Origin of the sequence: Roseomonas mucosa ATCC BAA-692 (assembly GCF_000622225.1) — a bacterium.
Lineage (GTDB): Bacteria > Pseudomonadota > Alphaproteobacteria > Acetobacterales > Acetobacteraceae > Roseomonas > Roseomonas mucosa.
In genome coordinates this window covers 520,778-528,704 of record NZ_JHWD01000001.1, presented here as the reverse complement: position 1 = coordinate 528,704, position 7,927 = coordinate 520,778, and the positions used below count along the sequence as shown (strand labels likewise).

At 71.5% G+C, this 7,927-nt stretch carries 8 protein-coding genes and 3 tRNA genes; 7 read left to right on the top strand and 4 right to left on the bottom strand.

Going from position 1 to position 7,927, the window contains the following annotated elements:
• From tuf to BT98_RS0102545, 3 genes are all read right to left on the bottom strand, one after another.
• The coding region (gene tuf, locus BT98_RS0102555) for an elongation factor Tu (protein WP_019463282.1) at positions 1–1,186 on the bottom strand (1,186 nt) is incomplete at its 3' end.
• Positions 1,187–1,283: 97 nt separating this feature from the next.
• Positions 1,284–1,357, bottom strand: a tRNA-Gly gene (locus tag BT98_RS0102550).
• 24 nt (positions 1,358–1,381) lie between these two features.
• A tRNA-Tyr gene (locus BT98_RS0102545) sits at positions 1,382–1,464 on the bottom strand.
• 364 nt (positions 1,465–1,828) lie between these two features.
• Here BT98_RS0102545 and rlmB point away from each other — a divergent pair.
• From rlmB to BT98_RS0102530, 3 genes are all read left to right on the top strand, one after another.
• Complete coding sequence (gene rlmB, locus BT98_RS28525) at positions 1,829–2,974, top strand: 23S rRNA (guanosine(2251)-2'-O)-methyltransferase RlmB (RefSeq protein WP_019462859.1); 1,146 nt, start codon at positions 1,829–1,831, stop codon at positions 2,972–2,974.
• 78 nt (positions 2,975–3,052) lie between these two features.
• On the top strand, positions 3,053–3,286 hold the full coding sequence (locus BT98_RS22995) for a hypothetical protein (protein WP_226946033.1): 234 nt from the start codon (positions 3,053–3,055) through the stop codon (positions 3,284–3,286).
• A gap of 125 nt (positions 3,287–3,411) precedes the next feature.
• Positions 3,412–3,486: transfer RNA gene (locus BT98_RS0102530), tRNA-Thr, on the top strand.
• Positions 3,487–3,820: 334 nt separating this feature from the next.
• Here BT98_RS0102530 and BT98_RS0102520 read toward each other — a convergent pair.
• On the bottom strand, positions 3,821–4,069 hold the full coding sequence (locus tag BT98_RS0102520) for a hypothetical protein (protein ID WP_019462861.1): 249 nt from the start codon (positions 4,067–4,069) through the stop codon (positions 3,821–3,823).
• 322 nt (positions 4,070–4,391) lie between these two features.
• Here BT98_RS0102520 and BT98_RS22990 point away from each other — a divergent pair, with 322 nt between their 5' ends.
• The 4 genes from BT98_RS22990 to BT98_RS0102500 all read left to right on the top strand — a co-directional run bounded on the left by BT98_RS22990 (position 4,392) and on the right by BT98_RS0102500 (position 7,920).
• Complete coding sequence (locus BT98_RS22990) at positions 4,392–4,664, top strand: hypothetical protein (RefSeq protein ID WP_147292443.1); 273 nt, start codon at positions 4,392–4,394, stop codon at positions 4,662–4,664.
• A gap of 172 nt (positions 4,665–4,836) precedes the next feature.
• On the top strand, positions 4,837–5,109 hold the full coding sequence (locus tag BT98_RS0102510; protein WP_019462863.1) for a hypothetical protein: 273 nt from the start codon (positions 4,837–4,839) through the stop codon (positions 5,107–5,109).
• A 238-nt stretch (positions 5,110–5,347) separates the two neighbouring features.
• The gene (locus tag BT98_RS0102505; protein WP_019462864.1) at positions 5,348–6,661 is read left to right on the top strand and encodes a DUF1800 family protein; all 1,314 of its coding nucleotides are present in this window, start codon (positions 5,348–5,350) and stop codon (positions 6,659–6,661) included.
• Positions 6,658–7,920 carry a DUF1501 domain-containing protein gene (locus tag BT98_RS0102500; RefSeq protein ID WP_019462865.1) on the top strand — a complete coding sequence of 421 codons (1,263 nt, stop codon included), beginning with the start codon at positions 6,658–6,660 and terminating at the stop codon, positions 7,918–7,920. Before BT98_RS0102505 ends, BT98_RS0102500 begins: the two co-directional genes overlap by 4 nt.
• Positions 7,921–7,927 lie beyond the last annotated feature (7 nt).

The window sequence follows — 7,927 nt, the reverse complement described above, 5'->3', positions numbered from 1 at the left end:
ACTTCTCGATGGAGGCGACGACGCCGGCGCCGACGGTGCGGCCGCCCTCGCGGATGGCGAAGCGCAGGCCCTGGTCCATGGCGATCGGCGCGATCAGCTCGACATCCATCGCCACGTTGTCGCCCGGCATCACCATCTCCACGCCTTCCGGCAGCTTCACCACGCCCGTCACGTCGGTCGTGCGGAAGTAGAACTGCGGACGGTAGTTCGTGAAGAACGGCGTGTGCCGGCCGCCCTCTTCCTTGGTCAGGATGTAGGCCTCGGCCTTGAAGCGCGTGTGCGGCGTGATCGAGCCCGGCTTGGCCAGCACCTGCCCGCGCTCCACGTCCTCACGCTTCGTGCCGCGCAGCAGCGCGCCGATGTTGTCCCCCGCCTCGCCGCTGTCCAGCAGCTTGCGGAACATCTCCACGCCCGTCACCGTCGTCTTGACCGTGTCCTTCAGGCCCACGATCTCGACTTCCTCGCCCACCTTCACGATGCCACGCTCCACGCGCCCCGTCACCACCGTGCCGCGGCCCGAGATCGAGAACACGTCCTCGATCGGCATCAGGAACGGCAGGTCCTTCGGACGCTCCGGCTGCGGGATGTAGCGGTCCACCTCCGCCATCAGCTGCAGGATCGCCTGCTCGCCGATCTCGGGCGTCTTGTCCTCCAGCGCCGCCACCGCAGAGCCCTTCACGATGGGAATGTCGTCGCCCGGGAACTGGTAGGAGGACAGCAGCTCGCGCACCTCCATCTCCACCAGCTCCACCAGGTCGGGGTCCGCCAGGTCCATCTTGTTCAGGAACACCACCAGCGCCGGAACGCCCACCTGGCGCGCCAGCAGGATGTGCTCGCGCGTCTGCGGCATCGGACCGTCCGCCGCCGACACCACCAGGATCGCGCCGTCCATCTGCGCCGCACCCGTGATCATGTTCTTCACGTAGTCGGCGTGGCCAGGGCAGTCCACGTGCGCGTAGTGCCGGTTCGCCGTCTCGTACTCCACATGCGCCGTCGAGATCGTGATCCCGCGCGCACGCTCCTCCGGCGCCTTGTCGATCTGGTCGTACGCCGTGAACGACGCCCCACCAGACTTCGCCAGCACCTTCGTGATCGCCGCCGTCAGCGACGTCTTGCCGTGGTCAACGTGCCCGATCGTGCCGATGTTGCAGTGCGGCTTGTTCCGCTCGAACTTCGCCTTCGCCATGTCTGTCCTCGTGCCTGTCGTCCCGGGCCCCGTGTCGCGTGAGAACCGGTCCCGGAAAAGCCGACAGCAGTTGCATGATTGAAAGGTGACGGGAAGATGGAGCGGGTGACGGGAATCGAACCCGCACAACCAGCTTGGAAGGCTGGGGCTCTACCATTGAGCTACACCCGCGCCCCGCATGTACCGGGGTGAATATGGAGGGGGTTGGATTCGAACCAACGTAGGCGCTAGCCAACGGATTTACAGTCCGTCCCCTTTAGCCACTCGGGCACCCCTCCGCATGGCCGACCCAGCGGGAGCGGCGCCGAGGTATCGCGTTCCCGGGCAGGCTGTCAATTGCCCCCGCCGGAAGAATCCGCCGCCCGGCCGGGCACGCACCCGGCCATGCGCCCGAACCCGTACCCGGACATGGCTCCCGCCGCTCCGCCGCCGGCTGGCCCGCGCGCAAAGCCCTTGTGAAGCGGGGCGCGATTTGCTGGATGCCGGAACATGCCCAAGTCCCGCCGTCCCGGCTCGCCCAAAAGCCCGTCCCATCCCCGCACTCCCGGGCAGCCTTCCGGGGCGTCCGCCCATGGGGCTCCCTCCGGGAAGCCTTCCGCGAAATTCGCCGGCACCGCCGGAAGGGCGGCCGGCAAGGCGCCCGTGAAGGCCGCCGGAACACCCACCGGCAAGCCCGCCGGCCACGCCCCGGCGAAGTCCTCCACGAGGTTCCCGGGAAAGCCGGCGGCGCGCGGCCCGGTGCATCCCGAGGGCCGCGGCCAGCGCCCCTTCCCGGCCGAGGCCGGCGGCGAGGCGCGCCCCGCGCTGGGCAAGGATCTCCGCAAGGACCCCCGCCGGAACCCGCGCCAGCCCCGCCCGGACCACGCCCCGGAAGCCCGCGCGGAGGCCCGTTTCCCCGCGGAAGGAAGCTTCCGTCCCCCGCGCGGCCGCGCCCCCGCCGAAGCCCTGGCGGGCGCCCCCCGCCCCGCCGAGCGCGACGGCTTCCCCGAGCGCGTGTCCCACCACCACATCGAGGCGCCGCGCCCGGCCCAGCCCACCGAGCGCCCGGAGAACGGCACGCTCTGGATCTACGGCCTGCACGCCGTCTCGGCGGCGCTGGCGAATCCGCGCCGCCAGCTCCGCCGCCTGCTGCTGACCCAGGAGGCCGAGGCCGGTCTGGCCGAGCGCCTGCCCAAGCCCTGGCGCCTGCCCGCGGAACGGGTCGAGGACCGCGCCCGCTTCAACACCTTCCTGCCCGAGGACGCGGTGCATCAGGGCGCCGCCCTGCTCGTCCATAACCTTCCCACCGCCCGGCTGGATGCCGCCATCGCCGCCTCGGACGGTCCGGTCCTCCTGCTCGACCAGGTGACGGACCCGCGCAACGTGGGCGCCATCCTGCGCTCCGCCGCCGCCTTCGGCGCCGCCGCCGTGGTGATGCAGGACCGCCACGCCCCGCCGGAAACCGCCGCCCTGGCCCGCGCCGCCTCCGGCGCGCTGGAGACCGTGCCCGTGGTGCGCGAGGTGAACCTGTCACGCGTCATCCAGGCGCTCCAGGCCAAGGACTTCTGGGTGCTGGGCCTCGCCGGGGATGCCACCCGCACCCTCGCCGAGGCTGCGCCCCGGGACCGCCGCGTGGCCCTCGTGCTCGGCGCCGAGGACAGCGGCCTGCGCCGCCTGCAGCGCGAGAACTGCGACGAACTGGTGCGCCTGCCGATCTCCCCGGCCATGGAAAGCCTGAACGTGTCCGCCGCCGCCACGGTCGCCCTCTATGAGATCGCGCGGGCGAAGCCGCCGGTCACGGAGCCTTAACCGGCCCGGCGGCAGAATGCCGGCGCGGCCGTATCAAGAGGACACGCCGGCACTTCAAACGAAAGGGGAGCAAACCCCGTGGAACATCGCATTCCGGGCATGCCGGGCCTGAACGACGAACTGCACCTCGCCCTGTCGCGCGAGGCCCTGCGGCAGGCCTCCGAAACCCTGGCGCGGCAGGCCGAGCTGCTGGCCGACGAGATGGAGCTGGGCAATCTCCTCGATCGCGGCGGGCCGGCGGCGCTGCGGCTCTTCGCCGCCGCGATCCGCTCCACCCGCCTGCCCGTCTCGCCCCTGGTCGGCCATGCCTGACCGCGCGCCCACCCGGCTTGAGACGGATCGCGCCACAGTCTAGTGTCCCGCCCGCCCGACCGAGCGCCTCCGCGTGGCGGGTGGATGGGGACCATCAATAAAGTCCCGGGCCTTTGCGCCGGATCGCCGGGTTAGCACAGTGGTAGTGCAGCTGATTTGTAATCAGAAGGTCGGGGGTTCAAATCCCTCACCCGGCACCACGCCCCATCCCCCCCGCACACGCCGGCCGGGTCACCTGCTCAGGGATCATCCCCGAACAGGCAGGACACTGCCGCCAGCACGAAGATCAGCACCATCAGGCTCCCGGCCGGCAGTTCCACGGGCGGGCTGTTCGTTGACACCCCGCCACGCGCCACAGCAGTCCAGGGAAACGCGTTCCGGACGCGCGCACATCGCCATGTCAGAACGAAAACCGGCTCGGAGCTCTGCCACGCACCGTCACATGACCGGCCCCGGGGGCGATCGCCTTCCGGCGCCCAGCCACGTCTCCGGACGCCCGGCACGGAGACACCGGCACCCAGTCCGGCCATCACCTCACCCTGTGCGGCCGGCCTTGCCCTGGGCAGGCATCGCCACCGCCACGCCAGCGCCCTGGCGCTCCCCGGTGGCGGTCCCCGTCCCCTCGCCTCCATCCAGGCTGGAGCCGGGCAGCCATCGCTCGCGATAGGAATCCCACTCGGCCTTGCTGTCGCAGATCAGGCGCAGCAAGTCCTGCGGCACCGACTTCGCGATGCCATCGCCGAAAACCCCGTCGCCGAACTGCTTCCGAAGGCTCTGCCGCAACCACAGGTCGAAGGGGTCCGTGGGCCTCGGAGGCGGGGGCGGGCGGGAGAACTCTGCCGTCATACCAGACCTCGCCATGGAAGGAGATGCGGGTTGAACGCCCGGCAACGCTCCGGGCTTCCCGCGATGCGGCGGGAACGGCTTCGCCCTCCTCCTCGTGTCGGGCTTCGCCCTTTGCGCTCCGCGCAGCCTTCCCGCCCCGGCCCGCCTGCGGGCCGGGGGAAACCGGGCGGCATGGAACCCTGCCCCCGGCTGCGGTGTTGTGCCGGAGACAACGCCGACGCGGCGCATGCACCACACCGGACAAAGGGATATCCAGACCATGGACCAGCAGGCCACCCAGCCCATGCCCTATGGTAGCCAGCCCTATGACAGCCAGCTCCCCGCCCGCAGCGGGGACGACGACGCAACGCTTAGTCTGGGCCAGCGTAGCCTCTACGTCCTAGCCGGCCTCGCACTGGCCGCCGCCGGCGCCAAGCCCCGCCCCAATCCGCTACTGAACATCCTGGCCCTGGGCGCCGGCTCCTACCTCGCCTGGCGCGGTGCTGAAGGCACCTGCCCCATCAAGGCCGCCTACGTCCGGCATTTCGGCTGATCCACGGCGCCAGGGGCGGAACCGGCCAGCAGCGCCCCCGCTTCCCCTCGCGGAACGACGGGGGCAGCTTGGCGGAGGGGTTGCCGTCCCGGCGACCTCACCACCACGGAATCGCTGCACAAGGAGGCAGCCGCCCGTGCCGGGATTGTCCGTGGCAGAACAGGCTGGAGCCATGACCGAAGACACCGTCGCCAAGACCGAAACCCTGGTCCGCCACCTGCGGGAACAGGAGCACCATGCCGAGGCTGACCGCCTCCAGGCTGCGGTGAAAGAGAAACAGGGCGGCAATGCCTTCCTGGAAGGTTTGCGCGACGTCTGCCAGACCGTCCTCACCGCGCTGGAGGCCATTGACCCCAAGACCGAGCTTCTGGCCGAGGAGCTGCGGCTGGAGATCGACCGGCGCCTTGGCCACAACCCCGCCCCGCCTCCGACGGAGAAGGCCTGACCGCTGCCCCCGCGAACGGGACAGGCCAGCGGATGAACATCCTTCCATAAATGCCGGGCCAGGCGGGCTGCCCAAGGCCGTGCCGCACGCCCGGCCCGTCAAGGCTCGCCTCACGCCAATCCGCGGAAAACCCTGACTTTCCAACGCAAGTCGCGACCTTCCGGCCTCCGGTTGCTCTTCGTTACTCTTCTTGAGGCACGATCCGGCTGCGACCACGAGCAGCATCCATTGCATGGAAATGCTTCCGCTCGCAGCGGCGATCCGCTTCGGCCTCGGGCCGCGACCGGACCAGCCCCTTCCCGTCGATGCCCTCGCCTGGCTCGACAGCCAGCTCGATGGTCCGGACACGCCACCCCCGCCACCGCCGGGCCAGGACCGCTACCGCACCGTGGCCGACGGCTTCCAGATCTGGCGCGACCTCGACGCCATGGGCCAACCCGCCCCGGGCCAGAAGAACCCCATCGAGGAGAACTTCGTCGCCGAGGCCACCACCCAACTCGCCTGGCGCATCGACACGCCGCAGCCCTATCGTGAGCGCCTCGCCGATTTCTGGGCCAACCACTTCACCGTCAGCAAGCGTGCCGGCTACCCGGTTTCCACCACCATCGGCCCCTATCTGCGCGAGGCCATCCGCCCGCACGTCACCGGCCGCTTCACAGACATGCTGCTGGCCGTCTTCCGGCACCCGGCCATGCTCTACTACCTGGACCAGACCGCCTCGGTCGGCCCCAGCAGCCCCTATGGCAAACGCAGCGGGCGCGGACTGAACGAGAACCTCGCCCGCGAGATCATGGAGCTCCACACGGTCTCCCCCGCCAGCGGCTATACCCAGGCGGATGTGACGGAGTTCGCCCGCCTCCTCACCGGCTGGGGCGTGGAGCGCAACAAGGACCCCTTCGGCACCCTCTTCCGCCCCTCGAACCACGAGCCGGGCCCCAAGACCGTGATGGGCGAACGCTTCGAGGAAGGCCCGGATTCCGCCGAGCAGGCGCTGCGCTTCCTCGCCTCCCACCCCGCCACCCGCCGCCATGTCGCCCTCAAGCTCGCCCGCCATTTCGTGGCCGACGACCCGCCGCCCGAGGTGGTGGCCCGCATCGCCGGCCGCTGGCGCGACACGGATGGCGATCTCGGCGCCGTCGCCCGCCTGCTGCCGCGCCTGCCGGAAGCCTGGTCGCAGCCCTTCGGCAAGCTCCGCGCGCCGCAGGACTTCATCGCTGCCGCCTTCCGCGCCTGCGGCGCCCGGGGGCAGGACGTCGCCCGCATCGCCTATGGCGCGGGCTACACCCTGAACCAGCCGATCTGGACCGCGCTGCAGCCCAATGGCTGGCCCGACCGCGCCCCCGACTGGCTCGGCCCCGAACCGGTGATGCAGCGCCTCGACTGGTGCTTCGAGACCGCCGGCCGCTTCAGCCGCCTCGAACCGATGGCCGTGCTCGACACCGCCCTCGGTCCCCTGGCCAGCGACGAGACCCGCCAAGCCGTCGCCCGCGCGGGCTCCCCGCGTGAGGCCATCGCCCTTCTCCTCGCCAGCGCGGAGTTCCAGCGCCGATGAGCTGCCACATCCCCGACACCGTCCATGGCGGGGGGCACCTCCCCCGCCTCGGCCGCCGCGGCCTGCTGCTGGGCCTCACCGCCCTGGCGGTCACCGCCAATGCCCGCCTCGCCTTCGCCGACACGCCATCCCCGGTGCAGGCGCCGGGCGCGCCACGCCCGCCGCAGCGCCTCGTCGTGGTGATCCTGCGCGGCGCCATGGACGGCATGGCCGCCCTGGCCCCCTATGGCGACGCGAACTACCGCGAGTTGCGCGGCTCCATCGCCCTGCCGGAGCCCGGCCAGGAGGGTGGGCTGCTCGACTGCGGCGGCTTCTTCGGCCTGAACCCGCGCCTCGTCAGCCTGCACGGCTTCTTCACCCAGGGCGAGCTCCTCCCCATCCACGCCGTTGCCGGCCCCTACCGCAATCGCAGCCATTTCGAGGCGCAGGACATGATGGAGAGCGGCGCCCCACAGCGCCTGACCTCCGGCTGGCTGAACCGCGCCCTGTCCGGCATGCCCGAGCCCGGCCCCAGCGCGCCGGAACAGGGGATCGCCATCGGCCTCGACCTGCCATTGCTGATGCGCGGGCCGCAGCATGTCGGCATGTGGGCGCCGCCCCGCCCGGTGCGGCCGCCACCGGACCTCTACGCCCGCATGGCGGAACTCCTGCACGCCGATCCGGAACTCGGCCCCGCCGTGGCGGACGGGCTCCGCGGCCGTGGCTATGCCACCGGCGTCCTCGGCGGCGACGGCATGGGCGGGAACAATGGCGGCAGCGGCTTCACCCGCCTCGCCGCCACCGCCGGCCGCCTGTTGGCGCGCGACGACGGCCCCCGCGTCGCCGCCATGGAAATCGGCGGTTGGGACACGCATGCCGACCAGACCCGCCGCCTGACCCCCGTGCTGGGCCAGCTCGACGATGGCATGGCGGCGCTGCGCGGCCAGCTCGGCGAGGCCTGGAGGCACACCGCCGTGCTGGTGATGACAGAGTTCGGCCGCACCGCTCGCGCCAATGGCAACAACGGCACCGACCATGGCACGGGTGGGGTTGCCTTCCTGATGGGCGGCGCCGTCTCTGGCGGCCGGGTCCTGGCCGACTGGCCCGGGCTCGCCGAGGCACAGCTTTTCGAGAAGCGCGACCTCGCTCCCACCCGCGACCTGCGCGCCATCGCCAAGGGCCTGCTGCGCGACCACCTGCGCCTGTCGCCGGAGGCCATCGCCCGCGCCTTTCCCGGCAGCGAGGCGCTGGCCGCCGAGAACGGGCTGCTCGGGGCCTGACGGCTCG